This is a genomic window from Marinifilum flexuosum, assembly GCF_003610555.1.
Classification (GTDB): Bacteria; Bacteroidota; Bacteroidia; order Bacteroidales; family Marinifilaceae; genus Marinifilum; species Marinifilum flexuosum.
On the sequence record NZ_RAPQ01000008.1, the window covers coordinates 166,731 to 185,243 of the forward strand.

An 18,513-nucleotide genomic window follows, 5' to 3' on the forward strand; every position below is an offset into this window, starting at 1 on the left:
TGTGAATTCTAAGTGTGGAAAGGGAAGTTTTAGGTCACTATCCTTAAAGGATAGGTAAAAAACAGCATGTAATAATTCGTCAGTATTTTTCTCTTCGTTTTTAGAATTGCGGCTCTGTAAAAATTCAAATACCTCTCCTGTTTCAGCATGAATATCATGTTTATGTGGAATAATCCTTTCCGAAATAGAGGAAAGAAATGCGAGTAATAATATGAATTGCAGAGTTCTCAATCTAATGATTATGCAACGATTTCTCTAACATTTATTTTCTTATACCATTCTACGAAAAGTTTAATCCCTTCTTCAAATGAAACTTTAGGAGAATATTCAATAAGTTCTTTGGCTTTGTTTATATCAGCAAATGTTCGATTTACGTCGCCAGCTTGCATTGGAAGACGGTTGATGTTTGGGATAATTCCAGAAGCTTTAGAGATGGCTTCTATCATTTGATTTAAGGGTATTGGATAACTGTTACCAAGGTTAATAGTTTCAAATACATTTTCGCTTTTAAAAAGGAACTCACAAACTTTAACAATTCCATCAACAGTATCATCTACAAAGGTATAATCTCTTGCTGTACTTCCATCTCCAAATACAAGAATGGGTTCTTCATTCATCATCAATCTCAGAAATTTGTGAATTGCCAGATCTGGTCGCTGACGAGGACCAAAAACAGTAAAGAATCGCATGTTAACGATATCTAGATTATACAGATGATGATAGGAATGATTTAAGATTTCACAAGCTTTTTTTGAAAAGGCATAGGGAGAAATCACATGATCGACATTTTGATCTTCAGCGAATGGAACTGTAGAATTGTTTCCATACACCGATGAGGATGATGCAAAGGCCAGTTTTTTAATTCCTTTTTCATTCATGAAATCAAGGATGTTTCTAGTAGCTGTGATATTACTATCGATATAACTTTGAGGAGCTTCTATTGACGGTCGAACACCGGCTTTGCCTGCCAAGTGGACAATGAGAGATACATTTTCCTGTATCATGTTTAATACACCAGTTTGGCAAAGGTCTAATTGGTAAAATTTAAAAGCTTTGTTTCTTTTAAATCCTTCCATATTCTCCATCTTTAAATCTATGGAATAATAGGGATCAAAATTATCGACACCTACAACCTGATAACCCAGATTTAAAAGCTTTTCACACAAATGCGAACCAATAAATCCAGCACATCCTGTTACAAGAATGCTTTCTTTTAATCTGTTTTCTTGTTTAATTTCCATAGTCCTTTGTTTTATTCATTTCTATAGCGGTAGCTTCTGAAAATGTTTTGTCAGCAATTGAAATGGGACTTACCAAACTGACATATTTCTTAAAATGTTCTTTGTATCGATTTTTCCCAAACCTGTTCTTATTGTTATCGTATTGACCTATAATGTCAAGTTTAATTTTGTTCATTTGGGCTTTGGTAAACAAAGCTTTTGGGTTTTCAGTTGAGATGACCAAAAAGGGTTTCTCTTCAGGTAGATCAGGTTTTTCCAAGGTATTCCATTGTTTTACCTCTTTACCTATTTCATAAACCAATTCAATTGCGAGATGATCTTCACCTATACTATAATAGTTGTATTCATGGAAATTAGTGAGTTTTCTAATCTCAGCTATGCTCTTGAAATGAGGATTTCTATTTAAGATTCCACCTGTGTGGGGAATAATGAAGATTACAACGATTAGGAACAATGCTGTTGTGCTGAGTACCATGCCTCTTACATTTCGATTGATCCAACAGATTGCCATAAGCATTGCAATGATCTCTGAAAAAATAGAGAAAAGTGCGAAAGAATGAATTGATATCAAGTTCTCCCTTAGAAACATTACAAAAACAATAACTGGCATCGAAAAAGCGACAATGGCAATGATCCATGTATTAATCCCAAATAAAATATGGTCTGCTTTTTTAGCGCTGTCATTCTTAAAAGCAAGGTATAGATGATGAAACAGCTGTCCTGCCAATAACGCGCTTGGAATTAATACAGGCAAAAGATATCTGTCTTTTTTCTCAGGGATTAATGAAAGAAGAACCACAGATGATAAAGTCCATATCAATGCAAATTTGTATTCCTCTTTTGCCTTGAAATTTTTGATTGCGTAGGGAAATAGTAAACTGGTAAAAATGGCTATTGTCCAAACTCCAGATTGAATAGGAAAATTCCAATAGTAATAGAAAGGACGAACATGGCGATTCATCCAAGAACCAGATTCCAGTTTAGCAACAGCGGCAGCTTCTTGAGCATGTGCAATTGAAATGTAAATTGGCCACCAAAAACTAATGATTGCAAATATAAGCAGACAAAGAGCAATGGGTTTCCAGTATTGTTTTAAGTTTATTTTCTTATAAACTGAGAAATACGCAATTAAAAAGGGTAGAAGGAGAGCAAAAAATGCCACTGGACCTTTACTTAGAAAGGACAATCCTAACAAAACGCCGGCGAACGAAAACTTAATCCATAAACTATCATTGTTATGATGATTAAAGGCGCTGTAAATAATCCAGATGGCACCCAACATGAAGCTGTGACAGAATATATCCCAAGTTCCTGTTCTGCTCATATAAAGTACATAAAAGCTGCTAACAAGAATTAGGCAGTTTGTTAAAGCTTTTATTCTATTTCCGTTTAAACTAAGGGTAAATTGGTACATAAACAATACCATCAATGAGCCCATTATTCCAGCCGGAAACCTAAGCATACTTAAATTTTCCATGCCAAATATGTTCCCGAATATTGCGGTAATCCAAGTGGGAAATGGAGGCTTTGCCAATCGCAACTCTCCGTTCATTGTTGGTACAAGCCAATTGCCTTTTTCAATTATTTCTCGAGCGGTAACAAAGTTTCGCGCCTCCATGATATTTACAAAGAACTCATCATTAAACAGGAAAAATGAGAGGTAGCAAATAATAATTAGCAAAATGGCATGCCCATATCGATTGTTATCTAGTATTGATTGGATATTCATTGATGTTAGTTTTCAGAGTTTAGTTGGAGTTTCTTTTTTCGGATTAAAATGATATTTCGTGTATAAACTATCATTCCGAATCCTTGTCCGATAAACAATACCGGATCTGTTCGATAGACTGCATAGGACAAAATCATACATGATCCGATAATGCTTATGATCCAAAATCCTATAGGGAGACAGGATTCACCTTTTTGTTCGGAATAAACCCATTGATAAATGAACCGGAAGGTGAAAATAATTTGTCCGGCAATTCCCCAAATCAAGAGCAAAACAGGAATGTCATCATTCTTAAATAAAAGATTTTGATGCAATTCCCAATTGAATATGATGTTTGCAATTGCAAAAATCGGAGTACCAAGAGCCAGAATTCGCGTTACTAAAGGCAATTTTTTCCAGCGTTTTTGTAATTGTAGGTTACGGATATAGATTGTATAAGCAATGATTTGACCTAAGATGATCGCAAAATCATTGCGCAATAATCCATACATAAACAACAGCCAGGAAGCCAATATGCTCAACTGCCAGAATATTGCGGGTGAAAGAGAATCACCAGCTTTCTCAGATTTTACCCATTGAACAATTAGGCGGGCCGAAAAAAGGGCTTGTGCCAGAAAACCAATGGCATAAATATGGTAGCTTTCCATCATCCCTGGTTTGAGATTTCATAATTGATGTATCGTTTTTTCATCCAACGGTAGGCAAAACAATCTTTAAACGGACCAATCATTCGGTTGAATAAATGGTATTTTGCTTCGCCGGCAATTCGAGGAAAATGACGAACGGGAATTTGTTTCATTTCCCCGTTTTGCAACATGATTAAGGCAGGAATAAATCGGTGCATGCCAGTAAAGAATGGAATCTTCCTGGCATATTTTGTTTGCATGATTTTTAAAGGACAACCCGTATCAATGGCTTTATCCTTGGTCATGAATCGACGAAAGTTGTTGGCTATTGTCGAGCTCAGGTTTTTTACAAAACGGTCTTTTCGATCCTTTCGATAGCCAGTAACCAATGCATAATCATTGCGGTATTCCATCAGGAAATCAAAATCAAAAGGAGTTGTCTGTAAATCGGAATCAATATAGCCTACAAATTCGGTGTCAGCATGATCAATTCCAGCTTTAAGGGCAGCACTCAACCCCATGTTTTGATTTAATTCGATGTATTGATATCGATCGGAGCTTTTGCAAATCTTTTCAATCATCATTTGACTGTAATCAGATGATCCATCATTTACAAATAAAACCTTTGAGCGATAGGGAGATTGGGAAAAGTAAGCGTTGAATTCCACTTTTACTCGTGCAAGGTTATCTTCCTCATTGTATACGGGAACAACAATGGTAAGCTCAAATTTTGGATGCGATAAATTCATGATATGATCTGTTAGTTCTTCCATTCCAAATAAAAACATGGAACAAAAGTCCGTCACTGATCTAACAAAAATCTAACAAGCTGGGAATTGAAAAGTAAAAGTATGTTTAAAATTCTTAAATGAGTAATTGATCTGCATGTTGTAATGATCGGTAATCTTCTTTACAATGGCCAAACCAATGCCTGTTGATTCTTTACCATCACTTTCTTTATAGAATCGTTTAAATATTTGGTCTGGATTTTTAATCTTCTCCTCTCCATAATTACTGAAAACAAGCTGATTTTTTTTAAGCTCAATTTCAAGGTCTTTATGGTTAGGAGAGTGTTTAATGGCATTCACCAGTACATTTTGTATCCATAACAATACCAGCCTTTTGTCCATGTATACAACACAATCATTTTCAGATGTAAACTTGACATTCAGGTTGCGATCTTCAATAATTTCCCTGTAGAAATTTATTTTATCAGAAATTATTGATTTGAGGCAAATCTTTTTTTCTTCGTTGAACTGACCATGATCAATTTTTGCAAGAAGTAGCAATGCTTTCGTTATGCCGGACAAACGATCTGTAGAAACAAAAATTTCGCGAATAGACTGGATGGTATCGGAAGACAAATCATCTTTTGAAAAAAGAGATTCACATTTGGTTCTGATTACAGCTAAAGGTGTTTGAAGCTCGTGAGCTGCATTGGCAGAAAATTCTTTGGATGCTTGATAATCTTTTCCTAATCGATCCGACATTTTGATCAAAACCCGGTTTAAATCATCAAATTCATCAACATTTGTAGTTTGGAGTTGAAGTCTTTCTTTAGAAGTAAATGAATATGATTTTAATGTATCCAAATTGTCTTTAAAATCCTTCCAAAGGCTTTCGCTCATGTATTTGTTATAATACATCATTACTAAAAATATTGAACCAAGAAATATACTGATGATGGGAGTTATGTCGATAAATAACTCCCAAAAACTCTCTGCAAAGTGCCTGTGAACAATTAGATAATTAGTCCCATTTATTTTTTGTGAAAATTGATATTCCCTAAATTCATCCATGGTTTGATCTTCAGGATCAAACATGATTGTGTCTTTAAATAATCCGGGAACAGAGTCTTGAATATCGATAATTTTAACGGAGTAAGTGGGTTGTATTTCAGGAAAATGTCCATGAACTTTAATAATTTTAGCAACTTCCATTGCACCATACCGGAGTTCTTGTTCTGTATCTAATTTTTGAATCTGAGAAATCATAGAAATGATAATTAAATCAGCAATGAAAAATACAATTAAACCATATTTGAAATAGTTTTTGTTGATTTTGGTAAGAAGTTTCATATATGAAGCTTTTTCAATTCGTAATTGCAGTAATTAATCAATGTATGAGTACAAAGTAGAATCTATTTGTTTGAAATTTTATTTTGGAAATCTATATTCGAAAACGTGTTTAGAATTCTTAAAATGATATTCAAACTCTATCTTATAATGATCTATTATTTTTTTTACGATTGCCAGTCCTATGCCTGAAGAACCAACCTGCTCTGATTCTTTGTAAAAACGATTAAAGATTTGTTCAGGATTTGTTATTGCTTTTTCTCCAAAATTTGAAATGGATAATTGCTTGTCATTTACTTGAATATTAACTTGATCTCCTTTGGGTGAGTACTTGATAGCATTAATGATGATATTTTGAATCCATAGGTTGGCAAGTCTTTTATCAATATTAATGATACAATCGCCAGTAGAATGAAAGTTTATTTTTAGATTTTTATCCTCCAGGATTTCCTTAAGTGAATCTATTTTTGAATTAATAAATTGATTCAAATTAATCTGTTCATTTTTGTTGAATTGTCCGTGATCAATTTTAGCCAATAAAAGAAGAGCTTTGGTTATTCCAGATAACCTGTCTGTCGAGACATAAATTTCATGTATGGAATTGATCACCTTTTCATTTAAATCCTGATAAGAAAACAAATCCTCACACTTATTTCTAATTATAGAGAGAGGGGTTTGTAATTCATGTGCTGCATTGGCCGAAAACTCTTTGGATGCTAAGTAATCTTTTTCCAATCGATCAGACATTTTCTTGAGCACTTGATTTAAATCATCGAACTCATCAATACCAGTATTGTCTAACTTCAATTGATTATTGGAACTGAAGGAATGTTCTTTTAATAAATCAACATTTTTATTAAAAGTTCCCCAAAGGATGGTATTCATTTTTTGTGTAAAAAGAAGAACGAGCACAAAAATTAAACCCAGAACCGTAGAAATTAATGCCGTGTAAAGAGAAAAAATATCATCAAATTCCATTAGCATTTGGCGGGTGATAATTTGGTAATGCTTTCCGTTAATTGATTTGAAAGTGCTTAATTCCCTGTATGGAACAAGATCATCATGTTTTGAATCATATATTACTGTATCTTTTGTTGTTTCTTTGCTAATTTCAGAGTAGGAAATTTCTTCAACAATGTCAGTCGGGTAAACACTTAGAAAATTACCTTTCTGTTCAACGGTTTCGGCAATTAACTCAGCTTCTAGCAATAGTTGCTGATCTATCTCTTCCTTTAGAATGAAATTACTCATCAGAATAATTACCACATCTGCAATTAAAAATACAAGGATACCATACCTAAAATAGGTGCGGTTAATTTTGCTTAGAAGCTTCATGTTTAATGAATTTCAAGTTTATAGCCAAAGCCATGAACGGTTTTGATATAGTTCTCGCCAGTATGCTGTTTAAGTTTTTTCCTGAGACGGTTGATATGAGTATATATGAAATCAGAGTTGTCCATGAAAACAGAATTTTCTCCCCATACATGCTCAAACAAACTTTCCTTAGTCAAAACTCTGGTTTTGTTCTCAATAAAGTATAGCAAAAGATTATACTCTTTTTTACTAAAGCTCACCACCTGCCCAGATATTTTTACTTCGTTATTAAGGGGATTGATTTCAATATCTTCAAACTGAATAGAACAAGAGTTTGCATGAAAATTTCTCCTTAGAAGTGCATTGATACGAGCATATAATTCCGATAAATGAAATGGTTTTACCAAATAATCATCAGCCCCAAGGTTTAATCCATCCACACGATCTTCCAGTTTATCACGTGCCGAAATGATGATAACACCAGTTTCATTCCAAATGGACTTGATAAATGGAATACAATCCAAGCCATCGCCATCAGGCAAACCCAAATCGAGTAAAACGATAGGGTAAAACTTCTTATCGAAAAGTTGTTTTCCTTCTTTTATGCTTGTGGCACAAATACATTTAAAACCTGATGAGTTTAAAAAGTCAGCAACGGTCTTTTGCAGGCTTAAATCATCTTCAATCAGTAAAATATCTTTATTCATGGGGGCTGAAATTAAGAAATGGGGTCGTTATACTGCAAATAAACGTGAATTTGCTCGAAATCTTGCCTATTTCATAAACAGATTGGCAATTTCATGACTGAAGCTAAGGAACCTTACATTTGAAAGATTGGTTAAAACCACTACACAAACTTCTTCTTTAGGATAAATGATCATGTGTGTAGTTGCTCCAATCGATCCCCCTGAATGACCATAGTAATAATGCCCTTTATGATCTGTTCCGCTCGCCCAGCCAATTCCATACTCGGTTAGGTTTCCTTTTGTTGTTTTCTGGGAACGGGTCAACTCATCAATCTGCTTTTGACTTAGGTATCCTGTTTTGCAATGCGCTTTGGCAAATCGCATGATATCTTCCGATGTAGACAAAAAGCCTCCACCTGCCCATTTAATGCTATTGTCAACAAAAGGTCCATTTACGATTCGATTATCCCTGGTTCTTTGATAAAATCCTGTACGATTGACAATGATACTATCAGTATGATCGGCTATCGTATTGTTCATTTCCAATGGATTAAAAACATGCTTTTGCATGTAGGTAAGAAACTCTTCTCCCGAAGCTTTCTCAACAATTCGACTTAACAAGTTCCAGCCATAACTTGAATAGTGGAACTCTTTACCAGGATAAGAGATCAAAGAATCATTCTTGAAGATTTCAAGTGCATCATCAATATTGTTATAGTGTTTGGCACTTAAAAACTCATTTCCCTTGTAATGACGAATACCTGCCAAATGACCAGCTACCATTCTGCTGGTAATTTTAGCTTGTTTCTTTGGAAAGTCAGGCAAATAGTATTGAATGGATGAATCCAATTGTAGTTTGTTTTGATCCCACAATTGAATGAGAGCATCGGCACTAACAGGCTTTGAAATACTACCAATGCGAAACTTTGTTATAGCAGGATCAACTTTAGCCTGAGATTCCAGGTTTCCATACCCAAATCCTTTGGAAAGAACATTTTTACCTTTAACCGAAACGGTAATGGCTAAGCCAGGAATTTGATTCTTCGCGATAAAGTCATTGGTCAATTCAATGGCTTGCTCAATAGACTTATCATACTTTGATTTTTGACTCTGACATGATAATGATAAAAGAACAAAAAGACATGCCAGTAAAGATTTTGTGAAATTCATAAGTGTTGTTTTGATGGATGATGATTTAAAATTATAAAATAATTCAAATATGATTGTATTGATTAAGCCATGTTTAGCATTTGTCAAATCATATGCTTTTGATTAATTTGCGAACTATAAAATCTATTATAAAAAGCTTTGTTGATGAGTAAAATTCGCGAATATTTTGACCTGACAATGAACTTCCTGAGTAGAGGAGTATGGAACATGCGTTTGAAAGATTTATCGGGACACCGTTATTTCCTGATCAGGCAATTGCGAATTTACCTGTTGGCAGTGAAAGGATTTTATGAAGACAAATGCCAGTTGAGAGCTTCTGCGCTTACATTTTACTCATTGCTTTCGGTAGTTCCGGTTTTGGCAATGGGATTTGGTATTGCAAAAGGATTTAATCTGGAAGCGAAGCTTGAGGCAGAGCTAAAAGCCAATTTAGCTGGTCAGCAAGAAGTATTGACTTGGTTGATAGAATTTGCCAATAAAATGCTGGAAAATACCAAGGGATCATTAATTGCAGGATTGGGATTTGTGATCTTGTTTTGGTCGGTGGTAAAGGTTTTAAGCAATATCGAGGAATCGTTTAATGATGTTTGGCGCATTAAAAAGCCAAGAACCTGGGGACGAAAGTTTAGCGATTATACTGCTTTGATGATATTTGCCCCGATTCTTTTGATCGGATCCAGTGGAGTAACCGTGGTACTAAAAACCATGATTGAACAAATCACTCAAGGAAGCGGCCTAATGGAAACTGTAGGTCCATTTCTTACCTTCCTGATCAATTTGGCACCTTTCTTCCTGGTGTGGGTATTGTTTACGCTGCTTTATACATTCATGCCAAACACGCATGTGAAGTTTAAATCGGGATTGATTGCCGGTATTATAGCAGGAACCATCTATCAGTTGTTCCAGGTGTTGTACATCGAGTTTCAGGGAATGGTAACAACCTATAATGCAGTCTACGGTAGTTTTGCTGCCTTGCCTTTGTTCCTAATGTGGTTGCAACTAAGTTGGTTGGTGGTGTTGTTCGGAGCGGAAATTTCCTTTGCAGAGCAAAATGTGGAGAACTACGAGTATGAAGCTGAAACCACAGAGATATCTTACGATTACAAAAGACTATTGAGTTTGTATGTTTTGAATCTCATTGTTCAAAACTTTAAACAAGATAACAAGCCATTGTGTTCTCAGGAAATATCACATCAGCTGGAAATGCCAATAAGATTGGTACGGGAGATTCTTTTTAATTTGCTAAGTGCAGGACTTATTTCGGAGTTAACCACTGACAAGGACAAACAAATGGCTTATCAACCAGCCTTTGATATTAATGAGATGACGGTTAGTAAGGTGATTGATTTATTGGAAAAGTCTGGATCTGATAATATCCCGGTTTTGGAAACAGAAGTCTATGCCGACCTTAAACTCATTGTGGCAGAGTACAGGAAATCATTCTCGGTAGAGGGAAGGGAAATTCTACTGAAAGACATTTAGACAGTGAACAGTGAACAGTGAACAATGATCAATGAACAGTTATCAATTAACAATTAGGAGGTATGAGTTTCCAATTTATAATGAAGTAGATTTGTTGTTCTCTCCCTTTCAGGGGAGATCCCGACAGGGAGAGGGGTGTTGTGGAAAACAATTAACAATATTTGATATTTAAAATTCTAGCAAAAATATGATCTTCATCTTCGGAGCCAACGATAAAGTAGTTGAAAAACAACAGCAGTACGCACAAGAGCATTGCTACAATTGTAATAATACGTCTAATTGGATATTGGAAAAGAATGCCACTTATGCCAGTTTGTTCTTTATTTCGGTTTTTCCAATTAAAACCAGGTACATCTACTATTGTCCGATTTGCAGGAATGGAAGGCAGTTGGAGAAAGAGGAATATGAAAGAATGAGATAACAAATAAGCTTAAAGGTCGATTTTCAAAAAATCGACCTGCATGTAATTCCTATTTGAATATTCTGTATTCACCTTGCTTTAAGGGAGGCAGACCTATTTCTTTTCTGGCTTTATTGGTTTCTTTAATGTTTTCAATCATCGGAGGAAGAAGCATTTTGCTTTTAGGATCGAATTGCTGATTTGTACCATAAAGCTGAGGTTCTCTCAAGATTTTCGCTTGCATGTTGTCATAAAAGTTTGCGAAATCTTTAGCAGGCATACGACCTACCTTTATTTCATGTAAAAACAGCTTTGAATAAGTTTTTTGATACAATCTTACATCCCAATCTTTCGGAGGGTGAAGCAATAGTAGTACTTGTATATAGTGTTTTTCCTTTAATATTGATTTGGGTAAATAGCCATATGTATTAAGCATTCCACGCAGTAAAAGATGATTTTCGAAATCCAATTGATGTTGCAATTGCCATAACGAATCACTTACTTGCTTATCAAGTGATAAGTTTAGAGATGACCTGTAGGATAATCCTTCTTGCATTCCATGCTTGTCAAAAACGGAATCGATTTTAGCAATGATTTGATCATCCAATGTCTTATTCGCTATGTAGTTTCTGTACTTCTGATCGTTGCATGCTATTTTTTCAGAAAGCTCCTGAAGGTAGGCAATTTCATCATTGCTTAAATCTGTTTCTTTAATTAATGTTTGGCCTATAACCGAAAAACTTTGGATTACAAGTAGAATGACAATTAGATAAATTCGTTCCATAATGAGTTGATTTTGTTGTTATATCTCAAAGGAACAAAGAGTGTATAAACACTTTTGATATCGATATATTAAAGTGTTTAAACAAAAACTTAAATAACTTAATGAAAACTTAAGAAGGGATAAATAAGTCTTAAATATTTCTATTTTTGATAAATGATTCCTTCTAAAAAGTACTATTTGGTTCTAAGTTCAATTGCCTTGGCAATAATGATTCTTCTCATCGTTATTCAGGTAAATTGGTTTACTTCAACTGTTGATTATCAAAAGAAAGAAACGCATCAAAAGCTGAAGGAGTTGGCTCCCCTTGTAGCTATGGAGGTAAATGGTATTGATCACAATTTATTTCATGGACAGAATATTATTGTTGATGATTTACCCGGAGAGAAGATTACAAATAAAATCGATTCGATTTTAAAGCTTAATGGTTTTCATGGAGCAGTATACTTTGCGATATACCAAAATCAACCAGATGGGATATTTTTAAGCAATACCAATAAGTATAAGACAGAGCTCTTATCATCAGATATAAAATCATGTATAAGTGATATTGTTTCTTTTTCTGTAGTTAAAGATGGAACAAGCAAAGGGGAAGGAGAGTCTAAAGAAGAGTTTCAGTCAAGGATATATAGAGAGTCAAGTTTTCAATACTTTAGTCCTGTTAAAGGATTGAACCAATCAGATGAGAATGATTTATGGATTTCTTTATATCAGGAAGAAAAGTTATCTGATGTCATGATCACATTGATGTGGCAATTTAGTTTAAGTCTTGCTTTATTGATTATTCTGTTTGGGCTATTAATTTATTTATTAAGATCCTTAGCAAAGCACAAGAAAATGAGTCAAATAAAAACAGATTTTTTTAATAATCTGTCTCATGAATTTAAGGTGCCTATTGGATCAATACGTTTGGCTTCAAAGGTTTTAAGGCAATCAAATAATCCGGAGAAGAATAAATCTTACCACAAGATTATAGAGGACGAAAGTGAACTGTTAGAAAAGCAAGTAGATAAACTGCTTCGAATTTCGATGTTTGAAAGTGAGTTTTCACAAATTAAGTATCAAGAACTGGATCTTCATGAAATCATTGAAAGTATTCCTGAGAAACTGAAGATATTAATTGAGAGAAATGCAGCCAAGATTGAATTTAACTTAGGCTCTAATCAATCCTTAATTTATGGAGACAAAGATATGCTCACAAGTGGTTTTGTGAATATCGTGGAGAATAGTTTGAAGTATTCTCAAGAAGGGGTTTGCGTTCTTATTACAACAATGGATGATGGGCAACAAAGGACGATTAGAATTAAAGACGATGGTCCGGGAATAGATCCTAGATATGAAGACCAAATCTTCGATCGTTTTTTTAGGGCAAATCAAGGAAATCAATACAAGGGCAAAGGATTTGGCATTGGATTGAGTTATGTGAAAAGTATAGTTGAAGGACACAAAGGAAATATTGAACTGGTAAATCATTATCCAAATGGTTGTGAGTTTGTTATTAAGCTATAAGAATGAAAAGAATTTTACTATTAGAAGATGATCAAAGTTTTGGATACATACTATCTGAGTATCTAACAATGCAGGAATTTCATGTGGTATGGGTCAAGACAGCTGAAGAAGTATTGAACTTATTAGAGAATGAAAATTTTAATTTGGCACTTTTAGATATCATGCTTCCTGGTATTGATGGATTTGAATTGGCGAAAGTTATGATGAAAAAACATGATGACCTTCCATTCATATTTCTTAGTGCTAAATCGTTGAAGATCGATAAACTAAAAGGCTTTAAATTAGGAGCGATTGATTATATTACCAAACCGGTTGATGAAGAATTGTTGGTTGCTAAGATTAATGCAATTCTGAGCCAAAACAAAAATAGTGAAAGCGAAAATGATAGTATTGAAATAGGTACTTATGAATTTAAACCTAAACTATTCCAATTAAAATATCAGGATGAACTTATAAAGCTAACAAGCAGAGAGGCTGAATTGCTTTTCATGTTATGTGAGCATAAAAATAACTTGCTTTCAAGGAAGAAAGCCTTGAATGAGATTTGGGGACTAAATGATGAATTTAGCAGGAAGAGTATGGATGTTTTTATTTCAAAATTGAGAAAGTATTTGGCTAAAGATCCTAGCATAAGCATTGACAATATTCATGGAAAGGGATTTATTTTTACAATTAGCCATTAACAATGATCAATTAAAAGGTATCAGTTTCCAATAAACAAACCAGTAAATTTGTTGTTTTCTCCCTTTCAGAGCCTGTCCCGACAAAATCGGGAGGAGATCCCGACAGGGAGAGGGGTGTTTTAAGAATGAACCATGATCAATCAAGAAAGTGCACCTTAATAATTAACTGATTTCATCCATCGAATCGCATTAATCACTATTTTTACCAAAGTTTGCATTGACTAAGGTATCCCAAAAGCCAAATCTGAGTACCTAAATTTCAAATTAATGAACAACAAGTCTGTTATCGCGATCTTTGCATTGTGCATGCTTTTAATCTCATCATGTGCGAAGAAAGAGAAAAAAGATCTGCCTAAAATTGCCATTGCAGGATTCTGGATTGAGTCGAGTACCTTTTCGCCTGCCAAAAGCGATGTGAACTCCTTTAAGCAATTAAGAGGAGATGAGATATTCAATTACTATCCATTCTTTGGTGTGGATTCTACCTTAAGAAAGCAAGCCAAATGGGTTCCAACCCTAAGAGCTCGCGCCATTCCTGGTGGGGTAGTTACCAAGGAAACCTACGAAACTTTCGTAAGCGAAATATTGGAAAAACTAAAGGTAAACGGTCCTTTCGATGCCATGTTTTTAGATGTTCACGGAGCGAGTAGTGTGGAAGGAATGGATGATCCCGAAGGTGATTTAATCACACGCATTAGAAAAGTGGTTGGAACGGACTGTATGATTTCTACCAGCATGGATTTACACGGAAATGTAACTCCTGAATTGGTGAAGCATTCCGATTTAATTACCTGTTTCCGTTTGGCTCCACACGAGGATGCCATGGAGACTAGAAGAAGAGCCGTGAAGAACCTTTTGGATCGTTTAGAGAGCGGAAAAGGGAAACCAAAATACAAAGCATGGATTCCGGTTCCGGTTTTATTGCCGGGAGAGAAAACCAGTACCCGTATTGAGCCGGGAAAAAGCCTGTATGCTAAAATCGATCCTTTAACCAAGCAGGAAGGTGTAATTGATGCTGCCATTTGGGTAGGTTATGCATGGGGCGATGCACCAAGAAACACTGCTACGGTTACCGCTTATGGCGACAGCAAGGAAGAGGTTGCCAAAGCAGCCGAATACCTGGCAAAAAGTTTCTGGGATGTAAGAAAAGAATTCGAGTTTGTAGCACCGGTAGCCAGTTTGGATGAAAGTTTAAAGGCAGCCATTAAAAGCGATAAGAAACCTTTTATCATTAGTGATATGGGTGATAATCCAACTGCAGGTGGTGCGGGTGATGTAACCTGGACTTTGGCAGAGCTTTTAAAGAGACCAGAATTTAAAAAGGCAGGCGGACCATCTTTGATTTACGCATCGATTCCTGGACCGAAATTCGTTGAAAAGGCTGTGAAGTTAGGAGAGGGAGCCATGATTGAGGCAGAAGCCGGGGCAAATGTAGATTCACGCTACTCGGGACCTGTAAAACTGAAAGGAAAGATTGAAAAGATTAGACATGGCGACAAGCATGCCGAAACCGAAGTGGTAGTGAAGGTAGGAAGCATGCATGTAATTGTAACCAAAATCCGTAAACCATACCACCACGAGGCTGATTTTACCAATTTGGGATTGAATCCTAGAGAATCGGATATTGTGATGGTGAAGATAGGTTACCTGGTGCCTGAATTGTACAACATGCGTGGCGATTGGCTAATGGCTCTTACGCCAGGAGGAGTTGATCAGGATTTGATCCGTTTGGGACACAAACGCATTAAACGACCAATGTTCCCATTCGATGCCGATATGGAAAATCCAGATCTATCAGCTCGAATGATTCCTTTATCGAACGAATAAACACAATTAAAAAATATACAGTAGAGACGTACGGCCGTACGTCTCTTTTTTTTACCACGAACAGATCCCTACGTGATTTGGTTATGACCCAGATTGAAATGATGATTAGGATGAACCCAGATAGGGCATCACTGACAACGGATAACCAACAACTATTTCTTCTTTTTAAAATGGCTAATTACAAAAAGCACACCCACAAGAATAAAAGGAAAAGTGATCATTGCAATCACCGTTAAACTCATCACAACCGAGTGATTCATGTTATAGTTGTGCATAAATATGATGGGAGAAAAAACTATCCCAATCATTCCCAAAATAATTCCTCCAATCAATTCCCATTTCCAGGCTATGATCAAGAGTGCAGTTAACACAAATGAGGGAAGCATATGCATTAAAAAGTCAAGGATTTGCTTGCCAATGGGCAAAGCAGGATTGAATGCATCAAGAGCAAACAGGCTAATAAATAAGATTGCCAATATGCAGATTACTCTTGGAGTCCAGTGCAGAAGTTTTAACGAGCCAGTCATGGTTTCTTATATCATTAAAATTAAAAATGATTGAGATATAATGCCGATAGATATTTAAAGATCAATAACAAATAGCTTGTTCCGATTTTTTTCGGGGAAGTGATGTTATCGATCATTTTAAATACTAATCGGTATTAGGGATTGGTGTAGAATGACCCAAAATAAGCTTCCATTCTCCGTTTATCTTGTGAAAAATGAGACTTTCCCGCCAATGGATAGGAAAAGTTGTGTCGGAAGAACTTACCATGGCATTGTTTTCGTAATACATCCAGGCCATGGAGGCATTCACTTCGGTTTTAATCAGGTTAAACTTATAACGAACATCGAAATCAGCCCATTTGTTATCCATGGCGTGTATGAGACTGTCGTTGGTCCAGTGCAATCCATCTTCAACAAGAATGAAGTTACTGGTAGAACAACTTTTCAATAGGTCCCAATTCCTGGTTTCAAGTGCCGTAAAGAAATCTTGCATCACTTGGTGTACTGCTTCTTTTTCTTTGGCGATATCGGGTTTGTTCTCTTGAGGCTGGCAGGCACAAAGAGCCAGCAGCATTAAAAGTATTAGGCTTGTTGTTTTCATGGTGGATTGATGTTTAAGGGTATAAAGTTTTTTTATAGATAGAAGAGGATAGAAGCGCCGATAGATAGGATTAATACAAAGTTAGGGCATTGGCTTGTGAAAGGCCAGAAAACTTCTTGTAAACGGCTTATACCGATTATTAATTTGTATAAGCCATTAGTACGCTTCTCTACTAATGGCTAACAAATTATAGATCGGCATTATACCTAAGCTATTCGAGAGCTTAAAATAGCTCTCTATTTGTTTATCTATGGTATTAAAAGGCATTGCGAGGAGCTTTGTAATGTCTGCATATAACACAAAGCTTTGCCGGAATGGAATGAAAAGAATAGGAATGTAGCTTTGTAGGTTTAAGAATAGACCGCAAACAGGTTTGGGAGAAGCCATAAGCTTCTGGAAAATACTACTGCTTCGTTGTAGACTAAAGGAGAGAATTGAGAAACAAAGTCAAGGGATTAAGAGAAGAATCATGAGCCCAAAGAAATGCCTTTAGAGAAAAATGAAATTATTTATAAAGCATTAAAAAACTTATTGTTACCTTAGTAATTGCATGTAAGCAAAGAAAAAATGCCATTAGGCCTTTTGTTTTTCGATTTGGCCATGATGGAAATGATGGTTTCGAACTTAGAAATAATGTATGAAGAGAAATAAACAAGCTTAAGGCCTACAGAAATTAATCAGAAGAGAAACGAGAAGGCATAGCTTTAAAACGAGTAGGTAAAGGAGAATAACGCGGAGGTAAACTGTTGCAGTGCGAATGTCTTTGTGCATGGCGCGAAAGGATGGCTTTTAAAAGCAGGAGTCTATGATTTAAAAGCGAAATCCTATGTGTGCTGAGCGAATGTTGATGATTTGCTTGCGCAAGCAAGGTGTTGAAGAGTAAGGGGTGATGATTGGTGTGCTTGTGTAAGTGTGCGAAAAGAAGAAGCAATACATCAAGTCAAAATAAACCCAGATACTCAAATAAACACCATGGACAAAGCCCAATACCGAATATTCAAACAAGCTGTACTTTTGCAACATTTTGGAGCAGAAAGCTCAGTCTTACAAAACGATTCATTCTATCAGAAAGCTCACCAAAAACTCTTACATCTGGTAACTCAACTCGAAGAGCTAAATATAAATCAGGACCGAAGCAAGAGTAAAATAGCTTACAAGAAACAGGATAGCCGTGAACAATTGGAATCTCATTGTTTTCAGGTGGCCAGTTTATTGAAAAGCTATGGTAACTTTCATGAATTCATTCCTTTTGCTTCCTTAAAAGGCTTTGGCAAGAACCAGCTTTACAAATACTCAGGAATAAATTTATTAATAAATTCAGAGAAACTAAAGGGAATTCTTGATGAATATCCTGATGAAAGTATAAAGGCCAAAGTTGGGAGTGCATTGAAAGAAGCCTTGATGAACAGCATTGCCTTGTTCGATGATTTGTTGGAGGATCCGAAAAGGAACAAGAAAAAATTAAAGAATACTGGTAAGAAAATACAGGAAAGTCTAAAAGAATACCAAAACTTGCTGAATGATGTGATCATTCCCTATGTAAAGGGGAAGTATGCTGGTGAAAATCCCAAGTTGGTTTCTAGAATGGAAAGTGTATTGAAGTACAATAAGATTCCTAGGAGGAAGATTAGTCTGGCAGGAACAATAAAGGATGAGGAAGGCCGTCCAATACATCGGCCAAGACTTTCTGTAGACCAAAAAAAGCCAATGGTGAAACGAGGTACAAAGGGCAATTATTTCATCAAGAATCTAACGAGTGGACAGCATAGCCTGATCTTTACTTGCAAGAACTATAAAACGGTTAAAAAGGCAGTGATGATTACAAACGATTCTGTGTATAGGTTAGATGTAGTAATGATAGCGGTGAAGAGTGAACAATGATC

At 35.6% G+C, this 18,513-nt stretch carries 17 protein-coding genes; 6 read left to right on the plus strand and 11 right to left on the minus strand.

What is annotated here, in order from left to right:
• Positions 1 to 239 precede the first annotated feature (239 nt).
• The 8 genes from BXY64_RS00775 to BXY64_RS00810 form a co-directional block, all read right to left on the minus strand.
• Positions 240 to 1,241: a GDP-mannose 4,6-dehydratase gene (locus BXY64_RS00775; RefSeq protein WP_120238095.1), complete on the minus strand. Its 1,002-nt coding sequence runs from the start codon at positions 1,239 to 1,241 to the stop codon at positions 240 to 242.
• Positions 1,231 to 2,970 (minus strand): ArnT family glycosyltransferase, encoded by a 1,740-nt coding sequence (locus BXY64_RS00780; protein ID WP_120238096.1) that lies wholly within the window; start codon positions 2,968 to 2,970, stop codon positions 1,231 to 1,233. The genes BXY64_RS00775 and BXY64_RS00780 overlap by 11 nt, the downstream gene beginning before the upstream one ends.
• Positions 2,971 to 2,975: 5 nt before the next feature.
• Positions 2,976 to 3,617 carry a lipid-A-disaccharide synthase N-terminal domain-containing protein gene (locus BXY64_RS00785; protein WP_120239716.1) on the minus strand — a complete coding sequence of 214 codons (642 nt, stop codon included), beginning with the start codon at positions 3,615 to 3,617 and terminating at the stop codon, positions 2,976 to 2,978.
• Positions 3,617 to 4,369 (minus strand): glycosyltransferase, encoded by a 753-nt coding sequence (locus BXY64_RS00790; RefSeq protein WP_245996565.1) that lies wholly within the window; start codon positions 4,367 to 4,369, stop codon positions 3,617 to 3,619. Before BXY64_RS00790 ends, BXY64_RS00785 begins: the two co-directional genes overlap by 1 nt.
• A gap of 48 nt (positions 4,370 to 4,417) precedes the next feature.
• Complete coding sequence (locus BXY64_RS00795) at positions 4,418 to 5,674, minus strand: sensor histidine kinase (protein ID WP_120238097.1); 1,257 nt, start codon at positions 5,672 to 5,674, stop codon at positions 4,418 to 4,420.
• A gap of 78 nt (positions 5,675 to 5,752) precedes the next feature.
• A complete protein-coding gene (locus tag BXY64_RS00800; protein WP_120238098.1) occupies positions 5,753 to 7,006 on the minus strand; it encodes a sensor histidine kinase in 1,254 nt (417 codons plus the stop codon).
• Positions 7,007 to 7,008: 2 nt separating this feature from the next.
• Positions 7,009 to 7,692: a response regulator transcription factor gene (locus tag BXY64_RS00805; protein ID WP_120238099.1), complete on the minus strand. Its 684-nt coding sequence runs from the start codon at positions 7,690 to 7,692 to the stop codon at positions 7,009 to 7,011.
• Between the two features lie 66 nt (positions 7,693 to 7,758).
• The gene (locus BXY64_RS00810; protein WP_120238100.1) at positions 7,759 to 8,841 is read right to left on the minus strand and encodes a serine hydrolase domain-containing protein; all 1,083 of its coding nucleotides are present in this window, start codon (positions 8,839 to 8,841) and stop codon (positions 7,759 to 7,761) included.
• A 144-nt stretch (positions 8,842 to 8,985) separates the two neighbouring features.
• Here BXY64_RS00810 and BXY64_RS00815 point away from each other — a divergent pair, with 144 nt between their 5' ends.
• Both BXY64_RS00815 and BXY64_RS00820 read left to right on the plus strand, forming a co-directional pair.
• Positions 8,986 to 10,323, plus strand: a complete 1,338-nt coding sequence (locus BXY64_RS00815) for a YihY/virulence factor BrkB family protein (protein WP_120238101.1) — start codon at positions 8,986 to 8,988, stop codon at positions 10,321 to 10,323.
• A gap of 187 nt (positions 10,324 to 10,510) precedes the next feature.
• Positions 10,511 to 10,744: a zinc-ribbon domain-containing protein gene (locus BXY64_RS00820; RefSeq protein ID WP_120238102.1), complete on the plus strand. Its 234-nt coding sequence runs from the start codon at positions 10,511 to 10,513 to the stop codon at positions 10,742 to 10,744.
• Between the two features lie 49 nt (positions 10,745 to 10,793).
• Here BXY64_RS00820 and BXY64_RS00825 read toward each other — a convergent pair whose 3' ends face one another.
• Positions 10,794 to 11,507: a hypothetical protein gene (locus BXY64_RS00825; RefSeq protein WP_120238103.1), complete on the minus strand. Its 714-nt coding sequence runs from the start codon at positions 11,505 to 11,507 to the stop codon at positions 10,794 to 10,796.
• A gap of 153 nt (positions 11,508 to 11,660) precedes the next feature.
• On the opposite strand from BXY64_RS00825, the gene BXY64_RS00830 reads away from it, so the two are divergent.
• The 3 genes from BXY64_RS00830 (at position 11,661) to BXY64_RS00840 (ending at position 15,523) form a co-directional block, all read left to right on the plus strand.
• The gene (locus BXY64_RS00830; RefSeq protein WP_120238104.1) at positions 11,661 to 13,013 is read left to right on the plus strand and encodes a sensor histidine kinase; all 1,353 of its coding nucleotides are present in this window, start codon (positions 11,661 to 11,663) and stop codon (positions 13,011 to 13,013) included.
• 2 nt (positions 13,014 to 13,015) lie between these two features.
• On the plus strand, positions 13,016 to 13,696 hold the full coding sequence (locus BXY64_RS00835; protein WP_120238105.1) for a response regulator transcription factor: 681 nt from the start codon (positions 13,016 to 13,018) through the stop codon (positions 13,694 to 13,696).
• A 267-nt stretch (positions 13,697 to 13,963) separates the two neighbouring features.
• Complete coding sequence (locus BXY64_RS00840) at positions 13,964 to 15,523, plus strand: M81 family metallopeptidase (protein WP_120238106.1); 1,560 nt, start codon at positions 13,964 to 13,966, stop codon at positions 15,521 to 15,523.
• A gap of 152 nt (positions 15,524 to 15,675) precedes the next feature.
• On the opposite strand, the gene BXY64_RS00845 is transcribed toward BXY64_RS00840, so the two are convergent.
• Together BXY64_RS00845 and BXY64_RS00850 are read right to left on the minus strand one after the other, a co-directional pair.
• Positions 15,676 to 16,050 (minus strand): DUF7670 domain-containing protein, encoded by a 375-nt coding sequence (locus BXY64_RS00845; RefSeq protein ID WP_120238107.1) that lies wholly within the window; start codon positions 16,048 to 16,050, stop codon positions 15,676 to 15,678.
• A 124-nt stretch (positions 16,051 to 16,174) separates the two neighbouring features.
• The gene (locus BXY64_RS00850; protein WP_170150542.1) at positions 16,175 to 16,603 is read right to left on the minus strand and encodes a DUF4440 domain-containing protein; all 429 of its coding nucleotides are present in this window, start codon (positions 16,601 to 16,603) and stop codon (positions 16,175 to 16,177) included.
• 999 nt (positions 16,604 to 17,602) lie between these two features.
• Between BXY64_RS00850 and BXY64_RS00855 the strand changes: the two genes are divergently transcribed.
• On the plus strand, positions 17,603 to 18,511 hold the full coding sequence (locus tag BXY64_RS00855; RefSeq protein WP_147375840.1) for a carboxypeptidase-like regulatory domain-containing protein: 909 nt from the start codon (positions 17,603 to 17,605) through the stop codon (positions 18,509 to 18,511).
• Positions 18,512 to 18,513 lie beyond the last annotated feature (2 nt).